Source organism: Flexivirga sp. (assembly GCF_035551235.1).
GTDB lineage: Bacteria > Actinomycetota > Actinomycetes > Actinomycetales > Dermatophilaceae > Flexivirga.
The window spans coordinates 14,675-40,027 of the sequence record NZ_DASZNO010000054.1; the positions used below are offsets into that span (position 1 = coordinate 14,675).

The following is a 25,353-nucleotide window of genomic DNA, read 5'->3' on the forward strand; positions in this document are numbered from 1 at the left end:
CACGATAATCGCCCCGAATCGGGGCGATTAGCGTGTCCTGTCAGTGCGGAGGGTGTCCTCTCGGCTGGCTGGGTCACCCGACGGCGAGCGCCTTCACCCGGGTGATGTCGCCGTTGAACCAGTCCTTGTCGATCGGCGACGAGGTGTACTGCCAGATCGTGTAGTAGGGCCAGCCGCCGGGCAGCGTGCCGGGCGAGGTGGCGTAGCGAGCCACCCACAGCGGGTTCGTGCTGGTGAACGCCCCGGAGTTGCCGGTGCACTGGCTCCACCAGCTGGTGCTGGTGTAGATCACGGCGTCGCGGCCGGTCTTGGCTTTGTACTCGGTCAGGAAGGACTTGATCCAGCTGACCATCCCCGAGGCGGACTTGCCGTAGCAGGTCGAACCGTAGGGGTTGTACTCCATGTCGAGCATGCCGGGCAGGGTCTTGCCGTCCTTGGACCAGCCGCCGCCGTGGCTGACGAAGTGGTCGGCCTGTGCCGCGCCCGAGGAGGCGTCGGGCAGTGCGAAGTGGTAGGCGCCGCGAATCATGCCGACGTTGTAGGAGCCCGAATACTGCTGGGAGAAATACGGATTCGTGTAGCTCGTGCCCTCCGTCGCCTTGGTGTAGGCCCACTTCACCCCGGCGCTCCACTGCGAGGCCCAGTCGACGTTGCCCTGGTGGCTCGAGACGTCGATGCCGAGCGTCTGTCCCGATGCGAGTGCCGGGGCGACCGATCGGGTCAGCGGCTGCGTGCCGGCGGTTTTCCACCCGGCATACGCCTCACCGGGTGCATGTATGTCGGCGCGGGCGGCCGCAGCCGTCGGGCTGTGGTCGGCGGCCGGCGTGGCATGTGCGGGTCCGGCCGAGGCCGCGGCGGCCAGCGCCACCGCGCCCGTCATACAGACAGCGGTGACCAGGGATTTCTTCATGGGTGTTCCTTCACTGGGGTGTGCGCGATGTCGTCCAGCGGAGGGCAGCACGACGCTCGGTAAGGAGTGCCCACGCTATTGAGTTCGCGTAAATTGGTTACCTCGCCGCGGTAAAGACTTCGCAGGTTCTGGCGAACTCCTCGCGGCGACAGGACACCGAATTGCTGACAGGACACGAAACACGGGCCGTTCGGGCCCGTGTTTTGTGTCCTGTCGATGTGTTTCGTGTCCTGTCGGCGCAGGGGCCGGTGGGTGAGCGGGTGGCGGTGAAAGGGTCGGCTGCGGCTCAGCCGTAGGCGAGCGCCTTGACCCGGCTGAGGTCGCCGTTGAAGAGGTTCTTGTCGATCGGGGACGAGGTGTACTGCCACATCGTGTAGTAGAGCCAGCCGCCCGGGAGAGTGCCCGGGGATGAGGCGTAGCGCGCGATCCACAGCGGATTCGTCTGGTTGAACGCGGTGGAGTTGCCGGTGCAGGTGCTCCACCAGCCGGCGGTCGTGTAGATGACCGCATCACGGCTCGTCAGCGCCTTGTAGCGCGCGAGCCATGTCTTGATCCAGGTCACCATCGCCGACTTGGACAGGCCGTAACAGGTCGAGCCGTAGGGGTTGTACTCGATGTCGAGCATGCCGGGCATGGTCTTGCCGTCCCGGGACCAGCCGCCGCCGTGGTTGACGAAGTAGTCCGCCTGGGCGGACGCGGAGCGGCCGGCCGGGTTCGCGAAGTGGTAGGCGCCGCGGATGATGCCGGCGTTGTAGCTGCCGTTGTACTGCTGGGCGAAGTAGGCGTTCGTGTAGTAATCGCCCTCGGTTGCCTTGGTGTAGGCCCACCGGACGCCCGAGCTGTACTGCGCGCTCCAGTCGACGTTTCCCTGGTATGCCGAGACGTCGATGCCCAGGGTCTTGGTCGCGGTCATCGCCGGAGATACGGCACGCGTCAATCCGGCGGCCATGGGTCCCGCGCTCTTGGGCTGATGCCAGCCGGCGTACGCGTCACCCATCTTGTGGATGCCGGCGTTCTGGGCGGCCCGGGTCGGTTTCTCGGGCGAGTTCGGCGTGGCCTGGGCGGGGAGGGCGGTGGCTGCGAGGGCGACAGCGGCGACCGTGGCGGTCGCGGCAGTCGCGATGGGCAGGGATTTCTTCATGGGTCGGGGTCCTTTGCACGAAGTGGTCGATCAACGGCGAAGCTGGAGCCAGGGGAAACCTCAACTTCATCACCAATCACGGTATTCACACAATGTAAACTCCGATTCAGCACTCGGTAAACTTTTGACAAGTCGGCGAGTCGGTCCGCCGCGGCTGCTGCGGATAGGTGCATTGCAGGTGATCTTGCGCACATTCGTGCCTGCCCCGGGTCCTTTCCCGTGCGCTGGCTAACGTTGCACACCGTGACGAATGATTCGGTATGGCGCGGCGGCTCGCTCGGTGACCACGCGCACGCGGTGCTGGCTCCCAATCCCGGGCCGATGACGCTCGACGGAACGAACACCTGGGTGCTGCACGCGCCCGGTGACGACGTCGCGGTCGTGGTGGACCCGGGCCCCTTGGACGAGGGCCACCTGCAGGCGGTGCTGGCGTATGTCGCCAAGCTCGACGCGCGCGTCGCGCTGACCCTGATCACGCACTGGCACCACGACCACACCGAGTCGCTCGGGCGCTGGGCGGAGCTGGTCGATGCGCCGATCCGCGGCGGTGGGCACGGCGAGATGCTCGCTGACGACGAGCCGATCACGGTGGGAACACTGCAGATTCGAGCGATATCGACACCGGGGCACACTGCGGACTCGGTGTCGTTCCACCTGCCCGACGCCGGCGTGCTCGTCACGGGTGACACCGTGCTGGGCCGTGGTACGACGGTCGTGGCGCATCCCGACGGCGCGCTCGGTCCCTACCTCGCCTCACTCGACAAGCTGCATACGATCGCCGCACGGCGCCCGACGGCACTGGCGCCCGCGCATGGGCCGACGCACCCCGATGCGGCGGGCGTGATCACGTCATACAAGAAACATCGGCTGGAGCGCCTGGAGCAGGTGCGGGCCGCGCTCGCGGCCGGTGATGCGGACGCGCCCGACGTCGCGCAGGCAGTCGTCGAGCGGGTGTATGCCGACGTGCCCCGCGAGGTGTGGCCCGCGGCCAAGCTGAGTGTGCAGGCGCAGCTGGACTACCTACGCGGGTGAGACCGGCTGCAACGCCGCCAGCACCACGCTGATGTTGTCGTGGCCACCGGAGTCGTTGGCGAATTCGACCAGCCCGGCGGCGATCTCGGTGGGTGACTCGCCGTGCGAGGAGCGGATCCGGTGCACGAGATCCCAGAGGTCGGCGGGTGCGGAGCAGTAGTTCCAGAGCCCGTCGGTGCACACGATCACCCAGCCGGCTTCCTCGGCCATCAGGTGCGCGAGGCGGGGCGTGAGATCGTCCGGCGCGGTGCGGCCGAGCCAGCGCGTGATCGCGTGGGCGTTGGGGGCGTTCTCGGCGTTGTCGCGCGGCACGCCGTGGCGGATCAGCTCGTTGGCCATCGAGTCGTCCTGGCCCAGTTGCACGGCGCGCTCGGGGGTCGCCGCCGGGATCCAGTAGACGCGACTGTCACCGACATTGCCGCCGACGATGAGGTTGTCCTCGATGACGGCGGCCGCGAGGGTGCACGACGGGGGAGTCGGGTCCTCGTCGTCCGTGCCGGTCGCCGCAGCGGCGGCACTACCGGCCTCGGCGGCCTCGGTGAAGGCCTGCGCGGCTGTCTCCAGCCAGGCTTCGGCAGGCACGCCGGCGCGCGGCATCGGCTGCGAGAGTCGCTCCATCGCCGCGATCGCGGCGGCCTGCGAGGCCAGGTGGGAGTCGGTCGAGGTGGACACGCCGTCGGACGCCACGAGCACCGCGCGGGCGCCGGGCTCGCTTGAGGCGGCGAGCGCTATGGAGTCCTCGTTGCGGTGGTGACGCCGGCCGATGTCGGACGTGCCGGCAACCCACGGATGTGGTGACAGCACAACGTGATTGCGCGGGTCTTCCGTCGCCTCCGGTGCCTCACTCGTGTCCACTCCCGCGCCTCTCCTCCGTCAGCCAACTGCCGTCGTGCCGTCATCCGTCATCCAGACGTCAGCGGCAAGTGCGTGGTTCCGCAGCGGGGACAGTATGTCGGGTCGCTGCAGGATGTGCGGGGCTTCAGCGGGCCCGGCGCTGCAACCGCTCGGAGTCCATCAGGGTCACGGCGCGTGCCTCGAGCTTGATCCAGCCACGCGAGGAGAAGTCGGCCAACGCCTTGTTGACCGTCTCGCGGGAGGCGCCGACCAGCTGGGCGAGTTCTTCCTGGGTCAGGTCATGGGCGACGAGGATGCCGTCGCCGGAGGGCTGCCCGAAGCGACGGGATAGGTCGAGGAGCGCCTTCGCGACGCGGCCCGGCACGTCCGTGAAGACCAGGTCGCCGAGCGCTTCGTTGGTGCGGCGCAGCCGGGCGGCGAGCGCGGACAGCATCGTCATCGCGATCTCGGGACGGGTGCCCAGGTAGGCGGTCATGTCCGGGTGTGACAGCCCGACCAGCTCGGTGTCGGCGATGGCGCTCGCGGTCGCGGTGCGCGGGCCGGGGTCGAAGAGGCTCAGCTCACCGAGCATCTCGCCCTCGCCCAGGATGGCGAGCAGGTTCTCCCGCCCGTCCGCCGAACGGCGACCCAGCTTCACCTTGCCGGCGGTGATCACGTAGAGCGAGTCACCTTGCTCGCCTTCGTGGAACAGCTCTTGTCCACGGGCGATCTTGGTGCGGGTCATCGTCGACAACAACGCTTCTGCGGCGTCGTCGTCCAGAGCGGCGAACAATGGCGCTTTGCGCACGGCCTCGGTATCCACGGTGTGCAGTCTGCCACGAGCAGGCCGCTCTGTTGCACAGCTCACACGCCATGGCGCCGGATTCCCGTGGTCCTACTGCCTTTCGGGGATCGGCAGCGACCGCTCGTCGCGCCGCACCGACCGCCCGTCGTAGGGGGACCGATTGCGCAGCTGCCTTCCCCGATCGGCTGTCGGCGCGCTCCCCTAAGGTCGTATGTCGTGAAGCCCATCGACGTGTCGGCGGAGTCCGACCTCGCCCGCACCCGTCGAGCCCGCAAGATGTTCCGCGCGCTGCAGGAGCAATTCCCGCATGCGCACTGCGAGCTCGACTTCACCACGCCGCTGGAGTTGCTGGTCGCCACGATCCTGTCCGCGCAGACCACCGACGTGGGGGTCAACAAGGTCACGCCGACCCTGTTCGCCCGCTACCCGGACGCCGCCGCGTATGCCGGCGCCGACCGCGAGGAGCTGGAGGAGCTGTTGCGCCCGACCGGGTTCTTCCGGGCGAAGGCGAAGTCGGTGATGACCCTCGGGCAGGCGCTGGTCGAGCGGTTCGACGGACAGGTGCCGCCCCGGCTGGAGGATCTCGTCACGCTCCCAGGTGTCGGCCGCAAGACGGCTTTCGTGGTGCTGGGTGACGCGTTCGGCCAGCCCGGGCTGACCGTCGACACCCACTTCGGCCGGGTCGTGCGCCGGGCCGGCTGGACCGACCTGGAGGACCCGGTCAAGGTCGAGCACGCCATCGGCGAGATGTTCCCTCGCAAGGAGTGGACGCAGCTCAGCCACACACTGATCTTCGAGGGCCGCCGCATCTGCCACGCCAAGCGTCCCGCCTGCGGGGTGTGTCCGATAGCGCGGTGGTGCCCGTCGTACGGCGCGGGGGAGACCGACCCCGACAAGGCACGCAAGCTGCTGAAGTTCGAGCTGGCGCCCGGTGCGACCCGGCCCGAGGGTGTGCCCGAGCCGGTCGCGGTGCTGTGACCGGGTTCGTTCCCGCGCCGGAACCGGACTGGCTGCGTGACCTGGAGCAGCGCGCCCACGAGACGCCGATGGTCACCGGCCTGCCCGAGGCGGCCGGAAGCGCGTCGGCCGTGCTGATGCTCTTCGGCCAGGACGAGCTGGGCGGCCAGGACGTCGTGCTCACCGAGCGGTCGGCGACCCTGCGCAAGCACGCCGGGCAGGTGTCGTTCCCGGGCGGTCGCGCCGACCCCGGCGACGTGTCGGCGGCGGACACCGCGCTGCGCGAGGCGCACGAGGAGATCGGCCTGGACCGCGAGGGCGTGCGTGTCGTCGGCGTGCTGCCCGCATTGCCGCTGAGTGTGACGGGTTTCCGCGTCACCCCGATCGCCGCCTGGTGGGAGCGACCCTCACCGATCGGAGTCGTCGACACCGCGGAGGTCGCGCGCGTGGAGCGGGTGCCGCTCGCCCAGCTGGTCGATCCGGCCAACCGCTTCAGCGCGGTCGTGCCGGGACGGGAGTACGTCGCCCCGGCGTTCGAGGTGAACGGTCTCTACGTGTGGGGGTTCACCGCGATTCTGCTCGACGCGACGTTGCGACTGGCCGGCATGGAGTTGCCCTGGGACCGGTCCGACCGGCGACCGGTGCCGAGCCGCTATCTGCAGGGCGGCTGAGGCCGCGCCATACCGAGCCGCCATACCGAACGCCATACCGAGGCGCCATACATGACGAAAGCCCCGGCGGACCGGGGCTTTCGGCAGCGTGTGTGGTGACGAGCTCAGACCTTCGGCGGCTTGACCGCGGCGACCGTGCGCTGGGCGTTGTCGATGGTGCGCGCCGGCTTGCCCTTGATCTTCTTCAGGGCGCTGATGCCCAGCAGTGCGAGGATCAGGGTGATCACGAGGAGTACGCCCGCGGTGATCAGCATGCCGAGCCAGACCGACAGGCCGGCGGCATGCAGCCCCCAGGCGAGGGCCATCAGCAGGAAGCCGAGCATGTAGAGCGCAAAGAGCCCGGCGCCGGCCAGCAGGCCCGCACCCTTGCCGCCCTTGGAGACGTCCGCCTTGACCTCCACCTTCGCCAGCGCGATCTCGTCCTTGACGATCGCCTTCAGGTCGGTGGAGGCATCCGCGACCAACTGGCCGAGACTGCGCTCTGTGCCTTTGGTGGTCTGGGCCATCGATTACTCCTCGTAGTGGTTGTCGGCTCGCTCTGTCTTGCCAGAATAAGCGCATCGAACTCACCGGTACCTTAGCGACTTCAGGGTTCTTCGCACCAAGCCCGGGCGACCGGCGGGCCTACGGGCTCGTCTGGGGCCCGTCATCGCGGGCGTAGCAGTCGGGCACGCCGTCGCCGTCCGCGTCGAGGGTCTCCACCAGCTGGATGCGTCGGTATGTCGCATTGCGGGACCGCAGCACCACCGTCGCGAGCAGGGCCGCGAGCAGCGAGCCGGCCAGTATGCCGAGCTTGACGTGCTCGTCGGCGATCGAGCCGTCGCCGAAGGCCAGCTCGCCGATGAGCAGCGACACGGTGAAGCCGACGCCGGCCAGCAGGCTCAGGCCGAAGAGGTCGGACCAGGCGAGGTCGTCGTCCAGTTCGGCGCGGGTCAGCCGCACGGTCAGCGCGGTGCCGCCGAAGACGCCGATCGTCTTGCCGAGCACGAGACCGATGACCACGCCCACGGTGACCGGGTCGCGCACCGCCCCGCCGAGGCCGCCGCCGACGACGGTCACACCGGCGGAGCAGAAGGCGAACGCGGGCACGCAGAACGCCGCGGACACGGGCCGCAGGCGGCTGTCGATGCGCTCGCCGGCCGAGGTGTCCTCGCCCCGTCGTGCGGTGACGGGCACCAGGAGGCCGAGTGCGACACCTGCGACGGTTGCGTGCACCCCCGAGTTGAGCACGGCCAGCCAGGTGACGAGCCCGAAAGCGATGAGCAGCAACACGTTTCGGCCTCGCCGGATGGTCACCCCGAACGCGACGAGCCCGAGGGCGGCGACGACGAGCCAGATCAGGCTGATGCTCGAGGTGTAGAAGAACGCGATGATCGTGATCGCGATCAGGTCGTCCACCACGGCGAGCGTGAGCAGGAACGACCGCAGTGCTGCCGGCAGGTGCGTGCCGATGACCGCCAGCACTGCCAGGGCGAAGGCGATGTCGGTCGCGGTCGGGATCGCCCAGCCCTTGAGCGCGCCTCCGCCATACAGCTGCCAGGCGGCATAGAGGACGGCAGGCACGGCGACACCGCAACATGCGGCGATGATCGGGACCGCTGCCTTGCCGGGGTCGCGCAGTGCGCCATGGGTGAACTCGTGCTTCAGCTCCAGTCCGGCCAGGAAGAAGAAGATCGCCAGCAGCCCGTCAGAGGTCCAGTGGGCCAGGCTCAGCTGCAGGTGCAGGACGTCGGGGCCGACCGCGAAGGCGACGAGGTCGTGATAGCCGTCGCGCCACGGGCTGTTGGCCCAGGCGAGAGCGAGCAGCGCGGCGATGAGCAGCAGTGCGCCGCCGACGGTCTCCTGTCGCAGCAACCCGGCGACACGGCGGGCCTCGGGCCAGTCGCCGCGAGTGAACACACGGGTGATGGGCCGGATCGTCATACGGGGCCTTTCGGGGCTTGGGGTCGCGTATTGCCAACGCCGACCAGACTTCCCGGCACACCAAGTGTTCCTACCCTAGCGTGCACGGGCGCCCGTCATTGACGGCCGAAACGGTCGTTGACGGCGCAGCAAGAGGGTCAATCGCGGTTTCGAGCGTCAATGGCGGTTTGAGCCGTCAGTGGAAGTTGGTATCAGTCCGGATCGGTTGCCGGACTGGGTCCCAGCGGCGCCACTGCGCCCTCGATCGCGGCATGCCGGCGGTGGTGAGGATGGCGCGCAGTTCCGTTCCGCGGTAGGCGTCCCGCCACACCCATCGGGTCGATGGTTCCCCGGCGCGGCGGGCTCGGTCCTCGCGCTGCTTCTCCTGCCACAGGACGTCGGGGTCGTCATACTTCACCTCGCCGTCGAACTCGCCGCGCTGGTGCTCCCAGCCGAAGTCGGAGTATCCGAAGAGGCCGCGACCGTCGACAAGTGGGACTTGGAGGTCCGGCTGGGCGAAGCCGAGCTCGAAGATCCGGGCCCTGCTCAACGATTCCCCGGGCGACTCGGAGCGCCCATCCGCCAGTCGTATGGCGAGCGCTGCGCGCCGCCTGCCCGACGCGCCGGCCGGAATCGCGGCGACCTCGGCGTCCAGTTCCTCCAGGGTGCACTTGTGCGCGTGCAACGCCGCGTCGGCGGTCACCAGGCCCGTCGCCAGATCGCCGCTGCGTGCGAGGTCGACGACGGTTCGAGGGACCGCCGTGGCGGGTATGCCGCGCACATCCACTGGCGCGGGGACGGCGGCGACACGGTGTCTGCGGATCAGCCGGCTGCCACCGGAGGCGTTCGAATCGGTCACGACATCAACGTGATTCGGCCAGCTCCCGAGGATCGGCAGCTCCCACAGGACTGCTGCTGCATAGAGGCAGGCAGGGGGTCTCGGTGTGCTGCGCATCGACTCGTAGGTGCAGACCACCAGCGCGCGGAAGCGGTTCTCGTCGCCCAGCTCCGCCCAGCGGGACTCCTCGACATACGACCCGCGGCGGACGCGGCGGAGCGTCGAGGTGTTGCGTCGCGCTTCGTCCCATGGGACGACACCGCGCCTCAGCAGATCCTGGGTGTGCAGCAAGTCGTCGGGGTGCAAGGTGCGTTCCGGCTTCCGCATCGCTTCATGATGTGACCTCCGCGCATGCCGAAACCGTTGTCCACGGGGGTGGAATCGCACGCCGGTGCTCCGAGATCAACGCTCATGGATGCTCACGGATGCATCATGGATGCCCATTGACGGCCGAAACGGTCGTTGACGGCGCAGCAAGAGGGTCAATCGCGGTTTCGAGCGTCAATGGCGGTCTGCGTCGTCAGCGGGCGCACCCGCGTCAAGCGGTCACTCGGGGAAGCCGATCGCCCGTGCCGCGGTGCGGAAGGTGAAGGTGCAGATCTGGTCGCCTGGCTCGAAGCTGCCGACGAACTGGCCGAAGAGCTCGAAGCTGATGACGCCGAAGACCTGCGTCCACGCGGCGGCAAAGCGCAACAGCACCGGCTCGGGCAGCTCGGTCTCGAGCGCTGCGGCCAGTTCCTTGGCCTGCCGGCGCAGGACGGGTCCGGCGGCCGGCATCGGGGCGCCCTCGGCCAGGTCGCCGGCCGACCACGCCGCAGCCACCAGTTGTATGGCGGCAGCCGGCGCGCGCGCGGCGTCCGCGATGGTGTCGGCGGGAGCGCGATAGCCGGGCACGGGCGATCCGTAGAGCAGCGCGTACTGGTGCGGGTTCTCCCGTGCCCACCCGTGGATCGCCTCACAGAGCGCGACGAACCGGCGGCCCGGTGCGGCACGTCCGGCGGCTGCGGCTTCCGCGACATCGGCGAGATCCCGGTAGCCCTCGATGATCAGTGCGGTGAGCAGGTCGTCGCGGCTGGCGACGTAGCGGTAGACCGCGGAGGACACCATCCCCAGGTCGCGCGCGACGGCTCGCAGTGACAGGGCTGCGGCTCCGTGTTCGGCCAGTTGCGTGCGACCGGACTCCAGGATCCGCTGCATGGTGTCGATGCGGGCGCGTTCGCGCGGGGTCGGGCTCATCGGGTCATGGTGGCAAGTGTGAGCGGGGAACACAAGAGAGAGCAGTGCTCTTGTTATCCGGGGGCAGCAGCGGTAATCTCATGTTCGAGAGCGGTGCTCTCGCACATCCCAGGAGAGGTAGAACGCCATGTCTGTTCAGCAACTCGACCGCGGCACTCGGGTCTTCAACGTGATCGTGAAGCGGCTGTCCCGCCTCGGGATCAGCGCCTTCGGTGCGAAGGAGCTCGTGGTGACCGGCCGCAAGTCGGGGAAGCCGCACAGCACCCCGGTCAACCCGGTGCGTGTCGATGGGCAGCTCTACCTGGTCGCGCCGCGTGGCCAGACGCAGTGGGTGCGAAACGTCCGCCACGATCCTCGAATCACGTTGCGCAGCGGGCGGTCCGAGGCGTCATACACCGCGCACGAAGTGCTGGGTGACAGTGCCGTCCCGGTGATGCGGCGCTACATGGAGCGCTGGGCCTGGGAGGTCGGCCGGTTCTTCCCCGAGGGTGTCAGTGCGAAGTCGACCGACGCCGAGCTCGCCGCGGTCACCGCGGATCACCCGGTCTTCCGGCTGGCCGAGGCCTGACGGGCGCCCCGTGGGCCCCGCTTGTCGGCGTTTGCCCGGTGGCGGTCCCTGCGATGCGGTTGACTTGAGGTATGCCGCTGACGGATGACGAGATCGATCGTCTCGACCCTGCGGCGCGTCGCGAGTTGATCCGCCGGCTGCGGCGCGTCGTCGTGATCGATGCCGCGGTGGCCGCGGCCGAGCGTCGCATGCGGCGTCGACGAGCGATCGCGCTGACGGTGTCCGCGGTCGCTGCCGGCTTGCTGGTCCCGTGGACGGCGTACCTCGCGGTGAGCCTGCCCGACCGCTACGTCGCCAGGGCGTGGGCGCTGACCTGGTCGGGGTTCGACGTACTGCTGATCGTGCTGCTCGGGCTGACGGCGTTCTTCGCCTGGAAGCGCCGGATGCTCGTGGTGCTCACGTCGTTCGCGACCGGCGTGCTGCTGCTGGCCGACGTCTGGTTCGACGTCACCACGTCCGACGCCGACGACCTGCACCTGTCGGTCGCATCCGCGATCCTGATCGAGATCCCGCTCGCGATCTTCCTGATGGGTATGGCGGTCGGCATCTCCTGGCGCGTTGCGGGCCTGCTCAATGCGGTCACCGGCCACGGAGGCGCCGGTCGTTGGCGGATGCCGATCAACGCCGAGGTCCTGGAGGACGAGGCGAAGCGGCATACCAACCCCTCTTGACACCGGCAATGGTAAGTGGCAACTTACCGTTCGTGGCGACTTACCAAGATGAGTGGAACCTGCTGGCGGATCCCCGCCGCCGGGCGATCGTCGAGTTGCTCGCGGAGCGACCACTGGCGGTGGTCGACCTCGCGGCCGGCCTGCCGATCAGCCGGCCGGCCGTCTCCCAACACCTGAAAGTGCTCAAGGATGCGGGTCTGGTCGACGAGGAGCCCTCCGGCACCCGTCGGGTCTACCGGCTGAATCCCGTTGCGGTGGAAGCATTGCGCGACCAACTCGACGCCTTCTGGGCACGCACGCTCACCAGATTCAGTGAGCAGGGAACGCACGAGAAGGACCCGAAGAAATGACGAACACAACCCCAGAAGTCCGCAGGTCGGTCAGCGTGCCGTTGCCTGTCGCCGACGCTTTCCGCGTCTTCACCGAGCAGTTCGATCTGATCAAACCCCGCGAGCACAACCTCATGTCGCGTCCGGTCGAGAGCACGGTCATGGAGGTGCGGCCGGGAGGTCGCATCTTCGATCGGGCCGACGACGGTTCGGAGTGTGTCTGGGGCGAGGTGCTGGAGGTCCAGCCGCCCAACCTGCTGCGTTTCGCGTGGCTGATCGGTAGCGACTGGCAGGTGCACGCCAAGGAGAATGCCAGCGAGGTGGAGGTGCGTTTCACCGCCGACGGGCCGGACCGCACGGACGTCGACCTGCGTCACCACCACCTGGACCGGCACGGGCCCGGATGGCCCGGGCAGCTCGCGGCGCTCGACGGCGACAACGGCTGGCCGGTCTACCTGCAGCGGTATGCCGCGCTGGCAGTCTCCGCGGCCGCACACTGACCCGGTCGCCGGATGCCCCGGCCGCGTCGCCACCTATCCTCGACGGGTCCATGACGAGCGGGCCGAGGAGAACGACACGCGATGACCGCAACGCTGAGCGGCCTGACCGCACTGCCCGGGGTCGCGGACGCCATCGACGCCGCACGCGAGGCGTGCACCCAGCTGCGCTGGCACGGTGCGCTGCGCCGCCGCGTGCCGGAGGTGGCGGCCGAGTCGCGGGTGCGTGGGGCGCGGGCGAGTGCGTTCCTGGACGGCGCGGAGTTCCCGGTCGACCTGGTGCGTGACGTCATACGCGGTGCGGCGCCGCTGGGGCATGACGGTCCCGAGGAGCGGGTGCTGCACGGGGCGATCCAGGTGACCAGTGCCACGGAGCAGCTGGCGTCGGTGGTTCTGACCGCGCCGGCCCAGGCGCTCGCCCGGCTGCACACCGCAGCGGCCGCCGACCTGGCGGATGCCGACCAGCTCGGGCGGCCCCGGAGGGCCGGCGAGTCCGCGGCGGAGTTGCGTGATCTCGGCGAGCCCCCGGACGCAGCAACCGCGGGATCCCGGCTGCGAGGAGTCATCGAGCTGATCGCGAACTCGAAGGACGAGCCGGGCATCCTGGTCGCGGCGATCGCACACGCCGAGATCGCCTCGGCGCGTCCGTTCGTGCACGGAAACGCAATGGTGGCAAGGGCTTTGGAGCGTCTGCTGCTGCAGGTGCTCGGCGTCGAACCCACCGGTGCCGTGGTGAGCGAGGCCGGCTACTCGCGCCAGGGCGCGGTCGCATACCAGGGCGCCCTTGCGGCATACACCGCGGGCAGCCCGGACGGTGTGGCGCTGTGGTTGCGGCATTACGCGGAGTCCGTCGTCGCCGGCGTCGCGGAGGCGACCTCCATCGCCGACGCCGTGCTCGCCGGTCGCCTGACCGCACCCTGAGGCGCCCCTGCCCGGGCGCGGATTGTCCGCCCCGGGCGGCGCAGATACAAGTCTTGTATGACGGCGCCGATCGGAGTAGACCTTAGGTCAACAACGACGGATGGGAATCCGACGACCACCGCTATCGAAACCGGCACCCACGCGGAGACAGTCCACGTTATGGACGGCTCGTTCGGGGCCTTGTGCCCTGGCGACAAACCTTGAGGATGCACGCCTGGTAACTGGAGGTAGACAGCGGTTGATGGCCCCGCCACTTCTCGGAGTTGGCGGGGCCATCGCCCTTTTCAGCCGGGTTTGCGGCAGACGTCCGGTCCGCCCCGGATGTAGCAGGAAAATGAACGCCCCGATTGCGCTCATGGACCGATTCTTCTCGGCGTCACCGCGGTCCCGGATCGCCGCCGATTTCCTTACTCAAACCCTGCAGTTCTGCGGAAGGTAAGGATTTCTTATGGGAACGCCCGGGGCCATTGTGTTGCGCTCGTCGCCCGCCCACACTTGAACACGAAGCGCTCCCTTCCAGGTCGAAGCGCCGCAACGGGTTCCTAACCCCCCCCGGGGACACGTTGCAACTGAAGACCCCCGCCACCCCCCCGGCGGGGGTCTTCATATGTCCGGGGGCCGGTGCTTCCCCCGCAGCGTGAGGCGCTGGAGAGGAATGCCGACCGACCGCCTTCCGGTCCCCTCATCCACACCCCGTCTGGCAGTCGGCCGGCATCCACAAGTAGCGACGTCGACACTTCGATCCTGGTTCCGGCGATCGCACCATCAGTTGCATGAACAACGTGAGAACGGTCGCGGTCCTCGGCGGTGGCACCGGCGCGGGTGCGACCAGCCTGCTGGTGGCGCTCGCAGTGCGGGCACACGCCGCGGGGCGTCGGGTGAGCGCCGTGGACGCCGATCCGTGCGGCGGCGGCCTCGATGTCGGCTTCGGCATCGAGACCGAGCCGGGCGTGCGTTGGGAGGACCTGCTCGGTTCGGACGGACCGCTGGACGGCGAGCGGCTCGCCGAACGCCTGCCGTCCGGCGATGACGGGCCGAGGGTCCTGTCGTTCGGTCGGCAGTGGTGCACCGTCGCCGACGAGCTGCTGGACCGCACGCTCAGTGGACTGCGCGCGGTGCACGACGTGCTGCTCATCGACATCGGAAGGCATCTGGCGACACCGGATTCGGTCGCCCGGTATGACGAGCTCATCCTCGTCGCCCGCGGCACCGCCGCCGGACTCGCGGCCGCCGGCGCGACGGCCCAGCGCATCGAGCGCGTCCCCCAGCTGGTGGTGCGCGGTGCAGGGCGTGCTGCGGCGCGCGAGGCCGCCGATGCTTTGGGGATGGAGCTCGCGGCGGTCCTGCCGACCGACCGCCGGCTCGCGGTGGACGCCGAGAGGGGCGTGCCCGCCGGCTCCCGCTCCCGGTCGGCGTATGTCGCCGAGTGCGACCGCCTGCTGCGCGACCTGTTGCTGCCCGGTGCAGCCGCGGCATGAGCACCCCACGCGGCGACGCGGCCGTCGGGGAGGCGATGTGGGCCCAGATCCGCGACGGCAGGTCGCCGACGAGCGAGAGCGTCGAGCAACTTGCCGAGCTCGATGCCGCTGTTCTGGGACAGCGCAGCGTGCAGACCCTGGCCGGAAGACTGCGTGCAGACGTCTTCGGTGCCGGCCCACTCGAGCCATTGCTCACCGTGCCCGGAGTGACCGATGTGCTGGTCAACGGGGTGACGGGGGTGTGGATCGACCGAGGCCTCGGCCTGGAGCGTGCGCCGGTCGAGCTCGGGGACGCGGCGGCGGTCCGCCGGCTTGCGGCCCGCCTGGCCACCCATGCCGGGCGTCGACTGGACGAGACCTCGCCATACGTGGACGGCTTGTTGCCCGGCGGCGTGCGGTTGCACGCATTGTTGCCACCGCTGGTGGAGGGCGCCGCGCACATCAGCCTGCGCGTGCCGAGGCGGGAGCCTCCGGCGCTGAGCCAGCTCGCCGAGTCCGGCACCTGTTGCCCTGAGGGCCTGGCAGTGTTGCGCCGGATCGTCGAAGCACGAGTGGCTTTCGTCATCAGCGGCGGCACCGGATCGGGCAAGACCACCTTGCTGGCTTCGATGCTCGCCGAGGTGGAGGCGGCCGAGCGCATCGTCGTGGTCGAGGACGTCCGTGAGTTGCAGATCGATCACCCGCACGTCGTCCGCCTGGAGAGCCGTGCCCCGAATGTCGAGGGCCAGGGCGAGATCACCCTGTCGACCCTGGTCCGGCAGTCGCTGCGGATGCGTCCCGACCGGCTGGTCGTCGGTGAGGTCCGCGGCGCCGAAGTGCGTGAGCTGCTGAGTGCGCTCAACACCGGGCACGAAGGTGGTTGTGGCACGGTGCACGCCAACACCAGCAGCGACGTGTTGAGCAGATTCGAAGCCCTTGGCGCGCTCGCGGCGATGTCCGGTGGCGCTGTGCGCTCGCAGCTGGCATCGGCGGTCAAGATCGTCATCCACGTCCGCCGCGACGCAGTGGCCCGGGTCGTTGCCGAGATCGGTGTCATCAGCCGGAACGGAGACCGGCTGCAGGTGGTTCCCGCGATGCGACGTCAGGGCGACCGGCTGTGCCCGGTCGAGGGCTGGAGTCAGTTGGTCGCGCTGCTCGACCGGGACGGGTCCGATCGAGCAGCGGCATCACGCGCGGCGGGTGGGTCGTCGTGACGGTGCTGGCTGCCGCGTGCGTGATGTTCGCCGTGCTGTGCTGGCCGGGCCGGCCGGGTCCCTTGCCGTCCCGCCTGGAAGGGCGGCGGTCGATCCGATGGCGACCACGTGGCCGGACAACGCAGAGCGCGGACCTGGATGCGCTGACCACGATGGTCGAGGGCATCGCGCCGGCGATCGCGGCCGGCGTGACACCGGCGACCGCGGTGGCGACGTCCGCCCTGCTGACCTCCGCCACCGTGTCGGCGCCGGCATTGCGCGAGGACCTACGGTTGCTCGCGCGGCAGTCCGCAGCAGGTGCAGAGCTGGCGCCCCTTTGGGCAGGGCTGCAGGCCCGGCACGGTGTCTCCGCGCTCGGCGAGGTCGCCCGGGCATGGGCACTGTCGGAGCAGCTGGGCTGCGCGATCGGCGACGCACTGGCCGCCGCGACCGCGATGATGCGCGAACAACTCGACCTCGAGCGCCGGATCGCCGGCGCGACCGCCGGCCCGCGGGCGACCATGCAACTGCTGACCGTGTTGCCGGTGCTCGGCATCGGCATCGCGATGGTGATCGGTGTGCCGCCCTGGCGGCTGTATGCCGGGCCGCTCGGCCTCACCGTGCTCGTCCTCGGCGGCGGCTTCGTGCTGGCGGGGAGACTGCTGACGCGGCGGATGATCCGACGGGCGAGTGCGCCCACGGTGCTGACATGACGATCCTGCTGGCTGCACTGATCGTCGCTGTCGTTCCGCTGGTGTGGCCGTCGCGCGCGGCGCCGGGCCCGCAGGTGAGAGCCGGCGCGACGCACGCACGGTCGGTTGAGCGGCTCGACCCGGAGGACGTGCTCAGCGTTGCCGGGGCACTCGATCTGATGGCGCTCGCCCTCGGCAGTGGAGTGCCGCTGGTGACGGCGGTCGAGGTGGTCGCCGAGCGCAGCGGCCCGGTCGTGGCGGCACATCTGCGTCAGGTCGTGGCCGCCTTGCGGTGGGGCGTGGCCGAGGCCCGGGCCTGGGACGGTCTGCCGAGCATCTGGCGGCCCGCCGGGCAGGCCGTCGCCCTCGCGGGAATGGCCGGTGTCCCGCCGGCCGGTCTCCTCAAGCGGGCCGCCTCGGACATGCGTCGGGCGGAGCAACGTCGCATCGAGGAGGCAACCGGGCGGCTGTCGGTGCTGGTCGTCATACCACTCGGGCTGTGCTTCCTGCCGGCATTCGCGCTGTTGACCGTCGTGCCGGTGATCGCCGCGCTCGCCGGAGACCTGTTGGCCGGGACGGGCTGAGCGACTTCATGACCCGCGCCGCTCATGGCGTGGACAACGCTCTCGCAGAGGGCGATTCATCGAGAGAAGGAGAGATCACATGTCACGAAGGACAGTCCGGCTGGGCGCGCGCCTGCACTCGCGCTGGCTTCAGCTGGCGACCACACGGGCAGAGCGCCGTGAGGCGGGGATGACCACCGCGGAGTATGCCGTCGGCACGCTCGCGGCGGTGGCGTTCGCGGTCGTGCTGATGGCGGTGGTGAAGTCGGGTGCTGTGAAGACCGCGCTGACCGGCATCATCCAATCGGCGCTCAGCGTCGCGTCCTGATGCCGGGGTGGTGGCCGCGACGGGTGCGGGCGGGAGAGGCGTCACGGGCTCGGCACACGGACAGCGGCATGGTCACCGCTGAGCTCGCGGCCACCATCCCCGCGCTCATCTTCGTGCTGCTGATAGCGGTCAACGCGGTGATGATCGGCATCAACCAGGTGCGGTGCGTCGATGCCGCCCGAGTGGCGGCGCGCGCAGCCGCGAGGGGTGACAGTGCATCTGCGGTGCAGCAGGTCGGCGCACGCGCCGGTCCGGCTGAGAGCACGGTGGCCGTCGCCACGGGCGGCACCGAAGTCACCGTGACCGTGACGGCCCCGGTGCCGGGACCGTTCGGCTGGCTGGTCGGCGGGAAGCCGCTGCAGTCGGTGATCACGACGCCGGTGGAAAGTTCCGAGCCGGTCTCATGAGGCGGCGTGCAAGCAGCGAGCGTGGTTCGGCGACGGTCCTGGTGGTGATGGCGATCGGAGTGGTGCTGCTCTGCCTGGCAGGTGCGCTGGCGTTGCTGTCCGCGGTGCAGGCGAGTCACCGGGCTCGTGCGGCGGCCGATCTGGCCGCGCTCGCCGGTGCACAGGTGCTGGTCGGAGGCGGGGTAGGCGGGGCAGGCTCGCCGTGTGACGTGGCAGCGGGCGTCGCCGCGCGCAATGGAGCGGCGCTGATCGAGTGTTCGATCGCCGGCGACGACCTCACGGTCCGGGTCGCGACCCGGGCGGGTTGGCCGGGGCTGGGTCGGGCGCAGGCTCGAGCCCGAGCCGGGCCGGAGCCGGCGCCGAGCAGGCCTCCCGACCCCGTCCCCAGCAAGGTGGCGGGGCACTGATCGGGGTCACTCCCAGATGCCGCCGCGTTTCTCACGCCACCAGGCGGCGGCGTCGCCGTCGGCCGCCTTGCTGTAGAGGTCCGGGTGGTGGGTGATGCCGGCCGCGTAGACACCGATGTAGTGGTAGTCCCGGTGCGCCAGGAAGGGCTGTAGGTCGTCCTGATCGGTGAGGATGCCGGCGTGCGCCATCGCGGTGAGGGTGTTGTTGACCAGCCCACGGCTGAGGCCCTGCTTGAGCAACAGCCGGAGCCGTTCGTCGTTGTCCGGCGTCGCGAGGCGTGAGACGAGGTAGGTCGCCAGCTGGCGGGTCAACGGCCGCTCGTCGGGTGTGCACAGGTCGGCGGCGGCGTCGCAGATCGACGCCGCGAACGGGCTGCAGTAGATCAGCGTCGTCGCGTGATGGCGAAAACCTGCGTGCTCGCTGGTGAGGGCCAGCCGGAGCAGTTCGGGCAGCACGCTGCCATGGGGATGGCTCGGCCACGTCGTGGCCATGGCCGCACGGGTGTAGGTCGTGATCTCGCGAGTGGCGTCCCGGTCGGCGCGGTGCCCGGTCAGGCGTGACAGCGGGTGGACGTTGTCGATGCGACGCAGGATCGGCTCGCCGATCGATGATGGCAGCTCGGCGGCCAGGACCGCGATCGGTTCGTACGACCCCAGCGACCAGGTCGCCAGGCGTCGCTCCAGCTCGGTCGCGATCGCCTGTGCCTGTTCCGTGCTGAAGGAGTTGCGATAGGCCGGCATGGACAAGGTGGGCGCGTAGTCCATGAGCCGGTGATCCGGCACCGACGGCAGCTCGGCGATCAGCGTGTCGATGACCTCGGGGTTGCGGATGTCGCCGACGACGCTCCAGGCATCCGGGGCTCCCGACACGCCCCGCACCGCCGTCAGCTCACGCGTGGCCACCAGTAGGTGCATGGCATACCGGTCACACTCGGCGATGGTGGACAGTGCTTCGACACGGGGGTAGTAGGCACTGTTGACCGATCGCATCGTCTCGTCCAGCAGGATTCGAATCCACTGGGCCACCAACGCATCCGGTAGGAGCGAGTTGTCGCGGTAGGTGATGGCGTCGACGAGCATCAGCCAGTCGCCGGCCGTGAAGTGATCTCCGTCCACGTACCGTACGTAGAAGTCGTCGACGATCTGCCGTCGAGCTTCCTGCGTCTTGGGCACCGACCGCAACACAGCGAGTCGGTCCGAACCGGGGGCGTGCGGTGCGAGGCGCGCAGCCGAACGCAACGGAGCGCTGAGCGTGCCCGGGGGCATCTCGAGCATCCGCTCGTATTTGCCGATCGCGGTGATGGCGATGTCGGACTCACCGTTCTCGGTGCGAGACACCTCCGTCTCCGACAGCGAGACGCCGCGCTCACGGGCAGCGGCGGCGAACGCCTTGCCCGTCATACCCCCGAAGCGCGACGCCATCCGGTGCGACCAGAGCAGCCAGCCGGTCACCGCATTCATGTCGGCGAGCGTCTGCCATGGACCTGAGACGCTAGGTCCCAGCCCCACGTGCCCCCTCCGTCTTGCAACCTCCCACATGGCCGCATCTTCCACCCTGCGCGCGGTTCAGGTGACCGAATCCCATGGATATTGCAGAAACAGCGTTCGTCGGGAGTTTCGGACCGATCACATCGGTCCACCGTCGGCGTCCGCGCGGGTTCGGGTCTCCGGAGCGACGGACCGGTTCGCCGCTCAGCGTCTCCAGATGTATGGCGTGGTGGTCGTGACCCGGCGGAAACCGGAGCGCTCCAGGATCGGCCGCGAGAATTCGGTGGAGTCGGAGTTGATCAGCGTCTTGCCGGCACGCAGTGCGGCCTGGGCCCGCTTGGCGGTGAGCGCTCGGTAGATGCCCTTTCCGCGCCACTCGGGCAGGGTGGCGCCGCCCCAGATGCCGGCGAAATCGGTGTCGGGGACGGGGTCCACGCGACCGGCGCTGACCGGGCGGCCCTCGACTTCGGCGACCCACAACTCGAGCCCAACGGCGTCCGGGTCGGTCAGCCGCTGCAGGATCGAGTCGACATGCTCCTCGATCGTCTCCGGGTCGCCGAAAACGCTGGCCTGCATGGTGACCATGGCGACGACATCCTCGCGCGACGTCACACGGCGCAGCGAAACTCCCTCGGGCACAGGGATATCCGTCGCGATCGAGGTGGCCTCGCCGACCATCACCGACTCGACCTCCCCGGCGACGAACCGGTGCTTGCGCAACAGCGCATCCAGAGCCGGCACGCCGTCGTGGCCGCGGGTCTTCCACTCGAACTCGGCTGTCCGCGGGTCGGCTTCATAGTGCGCGACCGTCTCGACGATCAGCCGCTCGAGCTCGGCGTCGGTCGGTGACCCGAGACTGCGGTAGCTGACGAACCCGCGTCCGCCGGCGAACGTCCCCCACAGGAGCGGGCCGTGTCGTTCCACGTCGAGCAACGATCGCATCTCGGCGTCGGTGCGCAGTTGTTCGTCGTATGCCGCAAGCAGGCTCGCATCGTCCATCACGACGATGACCCTGCCCGGCGGAAAGCATTGGCGGCAACCGATTTAGGCGGACTCGCGAGACCTCATCGGTGGTCGCGCAGCACGCGGTCGAGCACGACGATCGCGCCGGCCTTGTCCAGCGGGTTGTTGCCATTGCCGCACTTGGGGGATTGCACGCACGCCGGGCAGCCGTCGGTGCAGGCGCACGCGTCGATCGCGGCACGCGTGGCCATCAGCCAGGTGGCGGCCTCGCCATACGCACGCTCGGCGAAGCCGGCGCCGCCGGGATAACCGTCGTAGACCACGACGGTGGGCAGCCCGGTGTCCGGGTGCAGTGCGGTCGAAACCCCACCGACGTCCCACCGGTCCGACTGCGCGACCAGCGGCAACATCGCGATCGAGGCGTGCTCGGCGGCATGCAGTGCGCCGGGTAGCGCGGCTTCGTCCAGTCCCTCGCTCAGCAAGTCGTCCTCGTTGATCGTCCACCAGACGCCCCGGGTCACCAGCTCCTGCTCCGGCAGGTCCAGCGGGTGCTGGCCGATGACCTCACCCGATGGCAACATGCGCTGGAACGACGTCACCTGCGTGCGGACCCGGATCGTCCCGAAGTGCAAACCCACACTGCCCCAACGTGTTTCGCGCTCAACCTGCCGTATGTCGAACGCCGACACCGACTGCGCGAAGGTCGACCATCCGGGGTCGCCGACCACGACGTGCGCGGTCGTCGCCTCCAGGTCGAGCTCGGTGACCACGTGCGACGTCCCCTGGTGCAGGTAGACCGCGCCGGTGTGCACCGCGGCGTGAGCGCGGGTGGCGTCGACGGTGCCGAGCACCCGGGCGGTCCGGGTCTCGACGATCCGCACGTCGTCCTCGCCGCCACCGCGCAGCGAGAAGTGATCGGCCGGCCGGTCGTCCCGTGCCCAGAACCAGCCACGTGGGCGCTTGCGCAGAATGCCGTGGGACACCAGCGACTGCAGGATGCCGGGCATCGATGGCCCGAACAGCTCGGAGTCGGCCTCGGTCACCGGCAACTCGTGCGCTGCCGCCGCCAGGTGCGGCGCCAGTACGAAGGGGTTGGTCGGGTCGAGTGTCGTCGCCTCGACGGGTCGATCGAAGATCGCCTCGGGGTGGTGCACCAGGAAGGAGTCGAGCGGGTCGTCCCCGGCGACGAGCACGACCAGTGAGGTCCGGCCGCTGCGCCCCGCACGTCCGGCGCGTTGCCACAACGAGGCGAGCGTGCCCGGCCAGCCGGCGAGCAGGACCGCGTCGAGTCCGCTGACGTCGATGCCGAGCTCGAGCGCGGACGTCGCCGCCAACCCGCGCAGTTTCCCACTGCGCAGGTCGTTCTCCAGGGCACGACGTTCCTCCGGCAGGTAGCCCCCGCGGTATGCCGCAACCCGATCACCCGCGGCGTGGCGCACCATCTCGGCGACGATCTCGACACCGACGCGGGACCGCGCGAAGGTCAGCGTCTGCACACCCCGATCCATGAGCGTGGTCATCAGGTCCGCGGACTCGGCGACCGCGCTGCGCTGTGCGGCGTCGGGGCCGGCGCCCGGTTTCGTGCCGGGCTGCCACAGGCCGACGAGCATCGGTGCCCGGGGCGAGCCGTCCCGGGTCACCTCGTGCACCGGCAGTCCGGTGAGCTCGCTCGCATGCAGGCCCGGGGTGGCGACCGTCGCCGACGCCAGCACGAACGTCGGGTCGGCGTGATAGCGAGCGGCGATGCGTCGGAGCCGGCACAGCACTCCGGCTACGTGGGAGCCGAAAACCCCTCGGTAGACGTGACATTCGTCGATGACGACATAGCGCAGTGCCCGGAAGAACGACGCCCACCGCTCGTGTCCGGGCAGCAAGGTGTGATGCAGCAGATCGGGGTTGGTCAGCAGCAGCGCGGCGTGGTCGCGGATCCAGCGGCGTTCGTCCAGCGGGGTATCGCCGTCGAGCGTCGCCGCCCGAACACCGGGTATGGCGAAGCCCCGGATCCGTGCTTCCTGGTCCGCCGCAAGCGCTTTGGTCGGTGCGAGGTAGATCGCGGTGGCACCCCGACCGGTGGGCGCGGCCGAGCCGTCCGCGACCGCCGACAGCATGGGCAGCAGGTAGCCGAGGCTCTTGCCGGATGCGGTGCCGGTCGACAGCACCACGTGCTCACCGGACCACGCGAGATCTGCGGCCTCGCGCTGGTGCGACCAGAGGCGGTCGATCCCGGTGCCATGGACGGCGGCGCTCACCTGCGGGTTGACCCACTCCGGCCACGGCGCGTCGATCGCGGCACGACCCGGGAGCCGGCGACTGTGCAGCAACCGCCCGGTGCCCGCACCGTCGAGCGCGTCCAGCGCCGCCTGCGCATCGAAGTCACCGGGCAGTGCGAGGGCAGCGGTGGGCTCCGGCCGGGCGTGCGGCAGGCCGGTGACGGGCGCGATGTTCGTCATACGCCTTCCACGGTAGGTCCGATCCCCGACATCCGCTGCACCGCCCGACGGCGACGATGAAAGACTGGCCGCCGGCAACCGGCACCTCCGCGAAAGGCAACTTCGTGACCGATCTGGACATCAGCGGCAGCGACGAGGGCGACTTCACCGTCATTCGTCTGGTCGGTGACGTGGACGTCTCGGCCGCGGCGCGGTTGCGGGATGCGCTCGCACGGCTCATCGCCGACCCCGCGGAGAAGGTTCTCGTCGACCTGACCGACGTCCCGTTCCTGGACTCCACCGGCCTCGGCGTGCTGGTTGGTCGCCTGAAGGCCCAGCGGGTCGGCGGTGGGGACCTGGCTCTCGTCATACAGTCCGAGCGCCTGCTGCGAAACTTCCGCATCACCGGCCTGGACCGCGTCTTCAACATCCACGCCTCGGTCGCCGACGCCGTCGCCGCCGACGCCTGACCCTCGCCGACAGGACACCGTTTTTCCGAGAGGACACCAAAAGCGGGCCGTTTCGGAGCCGATTTGGGTGTCCTCTCGGTGTTTTGGTGTCCTGTCGGCGAATGGAGCGGGCCGGGCAGTGGGCGAAGATAGGCGTATGCCGAACCCCGCGCCGCTGGCCGATGACCCCGCCGCTCTCCGGCGCGCCCTGACAGCAGCCCGCTTCACCCTCGACGGGATCGGCGACTGCCTCGGCCCGATGGCCTCCCGGGCGCTGCACCGCGAGCAGCGGCTGCCGGCCGACCTCGCCACCCGGGACGACAGCTCGCCGGTCGCGACGCTGGTGCGCCTCTTCGCGCTCGGCCTGCCGGTCGGTGTGCGGCAACTCGATCGCGCCCTGCCCGGCTGGGACACCGCGCGGCTGCGGGCCGCCGGACTGGTGCGGGTCGACGGCTCGCACGTGCACGCGGCATACGACCTGCGCCCGTATGGCGACGACGACCACCAGTGGTGGGTCGTCTCGGACCTGTCCGAGGTGATGACCGGTGAGCCGTTGCCGGTCGATCACGTGCTGGGCATCGGCGGTGCGTCGACGACCCTGGCGTCGTGGACGCCGCGCCGGCCCGCGGCCCGCGCGCTCGATCTCGGCACGGGCTGCGGGGTGCAGTCGCTGCACCTGGCCGGGCACGCCGAGCAGATCGTCGCGACCGACACGTCCGCGCGTGCGCTGGAGATCGCCGCGTGGAACGCCGCGCTGAACGGCTACGAGTGGGACCTGCGGCGCGGTGATCTCTTCAAACCCGTTGCCGGAGAACGCTTCGACCTGATCGTGAGCAACCCGCCGTTCGTGATCACGCCACGCGCCGAGGGCGTGCCGACCTACGAATACCGGGACGGCGGCCGTGTCGGCGACGGCATCGTCCGCTCCTTGATCCACGAGCTGCCCCGACACCTCAACCCCGGGGGCGTCGCGCAGCTGCTGGCCAACTGGGAGGTCCCGGAGGGCAAGGACTGGCGCGACGTGGTCGGCGAGTGGTTCGACCGCACCGGCCTCGACGCCTGGGTCGTGCAACGCGACACCCAGGATCCGGCGGAGTATGCCGAGCTCTGGTCCGGCGACGGCGGATTACGTGCTGGCGCAACCGGATTCGAGCAGTTGTATGGCGCGTGGCTGCACGACTTCGAGGCTCGCGGGATCGCCGAGGTGGGCTTCGGCGTGATCACCGTCCAACTGCCGGAGACGCGACGCCGTCCCTGGAAGGAAATCGTCGAGGTGACCGGGCCGGTGCAGTCCCCGATGGGACCGGCGATCGATGCCGGGTTGCGGGCACGGACCTGGCTGGCCGAGGCGGGGGAGCAGGGCCTGCTCGACGCGCACCTGACCGTCGCCGCCGATGTCACCGAGGAACGGCACGGTCGTCCCGGCGCCGAGGACCCGTCGGTCATCGTCATCCGGCAGGGCGGCGGGCTGGGTCGCGCCGTGCGGGTCGACACCGCGGTCGCGGCGTTCGTGTCGGTCTGCGACGGCGAGCTGTCGACCGGTCGGGCGCTCGGTGCGATCGCGTCGCTGCTCGACGTGCCGACCGATGAGCTGGTGCGCGGATCGCTGCCCGCCATACGGGAATTGGTGGCCGACGGCCTCCTCCTGGCCGGTGACTGAGCACT

General features: G+C 69.8%; 28 protein-coding genes. 17 read left to right on the plus strand and 11 right to left on the minus strand.

The features are described from left to right. Positions 1-73: 73 nt before the first annotated feature. Both VG502_RS21145 and VG502_RS21150 read right to left on the minus strand, forming a co-directional pair. Positions 74-910, minus strand: coding sequence for a lysozyme (locus tag VG502_RS21145; protein ID WP_325552291.1), 837 nt, complete (start codon positions 908-910; stop codon positions 74-76). Between the two features lie 286 nt (positions 911-1,196). After that, positions 1,197-2,051 carry a lysozyme gene (locus VG502_RS21150; protein WP_325552292.1) on the minus strand — a complete coding sequence of 285 codons (855 nt, stop codon included), beginning with the start codon at positions 2,049-2,051 and terminating at the stop codon, positions 1,197-1,199. Between the two features lie 243 nt (positions 2,052-2,294). Between VG502_RS21150 and VG502_RS21155 the strand changes: the two genes are divergently transcribed. Next, the gene (locus VG502_RS21155; RefSeq protein WP_325552293.1) at positions 2,295-3,083 is read left to right on the plus strand and encodes an MBL fold metallo-hydrolase; all 789 of its coding nucleotides are present in this window, start codon (positions 2,295-2,297) and stop codon (positions 3,081-3,083) included. Here the strand turns inward: VG502_RS21155 and VG502_RS21160 are convergent. Next, positions 3,072-3,938 carry a PP2C family protein-serine/threonine phosphatase gene (locus VG502_RS21160; protein ID WP_325552295.1) on the minus strand — a complete coding sequence of 289 codons (867 nt, stop codon included), beginning with the start codon at positions 3,936-3,938 and terminating at the stop codon, positions 3,072-3,074. The genes VG502_RS21155 and VG502_RS21160 overlap by 12 nt on opposite strands. A gap of 124 nt (positions 3,939-4,062) precedes the next feature. Beyond that, positions 4,063-4,740 (minus strand): Crp/Fnr family transcriptional regulator, encoded by a 678-nt coding sequence (locus VG502_RS21165; protein WP_325552296.1) that lies wholly within the window; start codon positions 4,738-4,740, stop codon positions 4,063-4,065. A gap of 198 nt (positions 4,741-4,938) precedes the next feature. Here VG502_RS21165 and nth point away from each other — a divergent pair, with 198 nt between their 5' ends. Beyond that, positions 4,939-5,700: an endonuclease III gene (nth, locus tag VG502_RS21170; protein ID WP_325552298.1), complete on the plus strand. Its 762-nt coding sequence runs from the start codon at positions 4,939-4,941 to the stop codon at positions 5,698-5,700. Beyond that, positions 5,697-6,350: an NUDIX hydrolase gene (locus VG502_RS21175; protein WP_325552299.1), complete on the plus strand. Its 654-nt coding sequence runs from the start codon at positions 5,697-5,699 to the stop codon at positions 6,348-6,350. The genes nth and VG502_RS21175 overlap by 4 nt, the downstream gene beginning before the upstream one ends. A gap of 104 nt (positions 6,351-6,454) precedes the next feature. On the opposite strand, the gene VG502_RS21180 is transcribed toward VG502_RS21175, so the two are convergent. The 4 genes from VG502_RS21180 to VG502_RS21195 form a co-directional block, all read right to left on the minus strand. Next, positions 6,455-6,856, minus strand: a complete 402-nt coding sequence (locus VG502_RS21180; RefSeq protein WP_325552301.1) for a phage holin family protein — start codon at positions 6,854-6,856, stop codon at positions 6,455-6,457. Between the two features lie 118 nt (positions 6,857-6,974). Then, positions 6,975-8,273 (minus strand): Na+/H+ antiporter NhaA, encoded by a 1,299-nt coding sequence (gene nhaA / locus VG502_RS21185; RefSeq protein ID WP_325552302.1) that lies wholly within the window; start codon positions 8,271-8,273, stop codon positions 6,975-6,977. A gap of 175 nt (positions 8,274-8,448) precedes the next feature. Beyond that, positions 8,449-9,417, minus strand: coding sequence for a hypothetical protein (locus VG502_RS21190; protein ID WP_325552303.1), 969 nt, complete (start codon positions 9,415-9,417; stop codon positions 8,449-8,451). Between the two features lie 219 nt (positions 9,418-9,636). Continuing rightward, a complete protein-coding gene (locus VG502_RS21195) occupies positions 9,637-10,326 on the minus strand; it encodes a TetR/AcrR family transcriptional regulator (protein WP_325552304.1) in 690 nt (229 codons plus the stop codon). Positions 10,327-10,453: 127 nt separating this feature from the next. Between VG502_RS21195 and VG502_RS21200 the strand changes: the two genes are divergently transcribed. The 12 genes from VG502_RS21200 (at position 10,454) to VG502_RS21255 (ending at position 18,359) form a co-directional block, all read left to right on the plus strand. Then, a complete protein-coding gene (locus tag VG502_RS21200) occupies positions 10,454-10,894 on the plus strand; it encodes a nitroreductase family deazaflavin-dependent oxidoreductase (protein WP_325552306.1) in 441 nt (146 codons plus the stop codon). Between the two features lie 71 nt (positions 10,895-10,965). Beyond that, complete coding sequence (locus VG502_RS21205; protein WP_325552307.1) at positions 10,966-11,565, plus strand: hypothetical protein; 600 nt, start codon at positions 10,966-10,968, stop codon at positions 11,563-11,565. A 32-nt stretch (positions 11,566-11,597) separates the two neighbouring features. Continuing rightward, on the plus strand, positions 11,598-11,915 hold the full coding sequence (locus tag VG502_RS21210) for an ArsR/SmtB family transcription factor (RefSeq protein WP_325552308.1): 318 nt from the start codon (positions 11,598-11,600) through the stop codon (positions 11,913-11,915). Beyond that, complete coding sequence (locus VG502_RS21215; protein ID WP_325552309.1) at positions 11,912-12,394, plus strand: SRPBCC family protein; 483 nt, start codon at positions 11,912-11,914, stop codon at positions 12,392-12,394. The genes VG502_RS21210 and VG502_RS21215 overlap by 4 nt, the downstream gene beginning before the upstream one ends. Positions 12,395-12,475: 81 nt before the next feature. Then, positions 12,476-13,312 (plus strand): Fic family protein, encoded by an 837-nt coding sequence (locus tag VG502_RS21220; protein WP_325552310.1) that lies wholly within the window; start codon positions 12,476-12,478, stop codon positions 13,310-13,312. 773 nt (positions 13,313-14,085) lie between these two features. Continuing rightward, on the plus strand, positions 14,086-14,790 hold the full coding sequence (locus VG502_RS21225) for a CpaE-like family protein (RefSeq protein WP_325552311.1): 705 nt from the start codon (positions 14,086-14,088) through the stop codon (positions 14,788-14,790). After that, the gene (locus VG502_RS21230) at positions 14,787-15,983 is read left to right on the plus strand and encodes a TadA family conjugal transfer-associated ATPase (protein WP_325552313.1); all 1,197 of its coding nucleotides are present in this window, start codon (positions 14,787-14,789) and stop codon (positions 15,981-15,983) included. Before VG502_RS21225 ends, VG502_RS21230 begins: the two co-directional genes overlap by 4 nt. Further along, on the plus strand, positions 15,980-16,675 hold the full coding sequence (locus VG502_RS21235; RefSeq protein ID WP_325552314.1) for a type II secretion system F family protein: 696 nt from the start codon (positions 15,980-15,982) through the stop codon (positions 16,673-16,675). Before VG502_RS21230 ends, VG502_RS21235 begins: the two co-directional genes overlap by 4 nt. Beyond that, complete coding sequence (locus VG502_RS21240; RefSeq protein WP_325552315.1) at positions 16,672-17,238, plus strand: type II secretion system F family protein; 567 nt, start codon at positions 16,672-16,674, stop codon at positions 17,236-17,238. Before VG502_RS21235 ends, VG502_RS21240 begins: the two co-directional genes overlap by 4 nt. A 79-nt stretch (positions 17,239-17,317) precedes the next feature. Then, on the plus strand, positions 17,318-17,545 hold the full coding sequence (locus tag VG502_RS21245) for a DUF4244 domain-containing protein (RefSeq protein WP_325552316.1): 228 nt from the start codon (positions 17,318-17,320) through the stop codon (positions 17,543-17,545). A 68-nt stretch (positions 17,546-17,613) separates the two neighbouring features. After that, positions 17,614-17,952 carry a TadE family type IV pilus minor pilin gene (locus VG502_RS21250; protein WP_325552317.1) on the plus strand — a complete coding sequence of 113 codons (339 nt, stop codon included), beginning with the start codon at positions 17,614-17,616 and terminating at the stop codon, positions 17,950-17,952. Next, positions 17,949-18,359, plus strand: coding sequence for an Rv3654c family TadE-like protein (locus VG502_RS21255; RefSeq protein ID WP_325552318.1), 411 nt, complete (start codon positions 17,949-17,951; stop codon positions 18,357-18,359). The genes VG502_RS21250 and VG502_RS21255 overlap by 4 nt, the downstream gene beginning before the upstream one ends. 6 nt (positions 18,360-18,365) lie before the next feature. Here the strand turns inward: VG502_RS21255 and VG502_RS21260 are convergent, their stop codons facing one another. The 3 genes from VG502_RS21260 to VG502_RS21270 all read right to left on the minus strand — a co-directional run bounded on the left by VG502_RS21260 (position 18,366) and on the right by VG502_RS21270 (position 23,260). Next, positions 18,366-19,820, minus strand: a complete 1,455-nt coding sequence (locus tag VG502_RS21260) for a hypothetical protein (RefSeq protein ID WP_325552319.1) — start codon at positions 19,818-19,820, stop codon at positions 18,366-18,368. A gap of 231 nt (positions 19,821-20,051) precedes the next feature. Beyond that, complete coding sequence (locus VG502_RS21265; RefSeq protein ID WP_325552459.1) at positions 20,052-20,846, minus strand: GNAT family N-acetyltransferase; 795 nt, start codon at positions 20,844-20,846, stop codon at positions 20,052-20,054. A gap of 65 nt (positions 20,847-20,911) precedes the next feature. Then, positions 20,912-23,260 (minus strand): DEAD/DEAH box helicase, encoded by a 2,349-nt coding sequence (locus tag VG502_RS21270; RefSeq protein WP_325552320.1) that lies wholly within the window; start codon positions 23,258-23,260, stop codon positions 20,912-20,914. A gap of 104 nt (positions 23,261-23,364) precedes the next feature. On the opposite strand from VG502_RS21270, the gene VG502_RS21275 reads away from it, so the two are divergent. Both VG502_RS21275 and VG502_RS21280 read left to right on the plus strand, forming a co-directional pair. Next, the gene (locus VG502_RS21275; RefSeq protein WP_414655767.1) at positions 23,365-23,709 is read left to right on the plus strand and encodes an STAS domain-containing protein; all 345 of its coding nucleotides are present in this window, start codon (positions 23,365-23,367) and stop codon (positions 23,707-23,709) included. Positions 23,710-23,845: 136 nt separating this feature from the next. Then, positions 23,846-25,348 (plus strand): class I SAM-dependent methyltransferase, encoded by a 1,503-nt coding sequence (locus tag VG502_RS21280; RefSeq protein WP_325552321.1) that lies wholly within the window; start codon positions 23,846-23,848, stop codon positions 25,346-25,348. The last annotated feature ends 5 nt before the right edge of the window (positions 25,349-25,353 follow it).